The 1076-nt window shown below is 35.3% G+C and carries 1 protein-coding gene; it reads left to right on the top strand.

Annotation, left to right across the window (positions count from 1 at the left end):
* Positions 1-559, top strand: a 559-nt coding sequence (locus tag BMY80_RS12320; protein WP_218140371.1) for a hypothetical protein, incomplete at its 5' end; no start/stop codon positions are given.
* Between the last annotated feature and the right edge of the window lie 517 nt (positions 560-1076).

The raw sequence follows: 1076 nt of genomic DNA, 5'->3' as shown, positions 1-1076 counted from the left end.
GCTTAATATCTTTTTTTGCCATATTCATATAACTCCAATTAAGTCTTTAATATTAACAGACTTAACAGGAATACACGAATTTTATGTCACACCCAAAATAAATGCAATACGTAGTATAACTAAGAATTTTCTCGATATTCATTTATTCATAAAAGCTTTTAGTTTATGGAATATTTTAGATTCAAATAGTGCTCAAAACTACCTAACAAACACAGTCTTTACAAATGATGTACAAAAACTGAAGTTTATATGTAAATTTGCCGGTCGTAAATTAGTGAATGGCAAATCAGGATGGTCTTTTAATGAAAACAACTATGATAAATATATAAAAGATAACGATATATATAAGTGTATTAAAAAGTTAGATGCAAAAAGAATAAATGACTTTACCAAAGAGGAGAAAATAAAGCTGGCCTCTTTTATCCTACGATATGAAAATGATGGTGAAGCTGTAGGAGATGAAGACGCCCAAAATTATGTAAATACTGTGTGGAATTTATCATTTACGGGGATATCTGAAAATGATTGTCATCGTATAGATAATGTAGATGATGCGTAGTTTGGTACAGTCTTTATATGCAATTGTAAAATTAATTGGGGGGTTCCAATTGGCAGACTACCATTTGACTACTCAGCCTCATCATCAGAAAGGCTAAATAGTGGGGGAGTTTCGGCAATTTACAGTGTGGCACTCCCCTTTGTACACCTTCATCATTTAACCTCCACGGGAAGTAGTCGGTCGGTAGTGCATACCCGAAGTGTAGAAAAGTTACGTCCCGGTTAATGGGCGTTATGAAAAGTTTCTAGGGTAGCTAGATTCTCCTGCCGTGGCACACGAATAAGATGCGAATTGTCATTATTGATTTTAAGAATTGCCGAGAAATGCCCATTTCTGCAAGGTTTGCCGGCTCTCAATCTATGCAGAACTGCCTTTCGCAATATTAACAGAAATGACGAAAATATCCAAAATACTGCCTTTTGGAGAGTGAACGCGATTCCGTGTAAACCCTTGTTAAGCCCCTTTTGAAAAATTATCTAATGTACCTAGCTATCCTTGTGCTGGTTTCATCAAGACA

It is taken from the genome of Ruminobacter amylophilus (assembly GCF_900115655.1).
GTDB classification, from domain to species: domain Bacteria; phylum Pseudomonadota; class Gammaproteobacteria; order Enterobacterales; family Succinivibrionaceae; genus Ruminobacter; species Ruminobacter amylophilus.
Note: the sequence above shows the minus strand (reverse complement) of the source record. Positions and strands in the feature narration are given on the sequence as shown.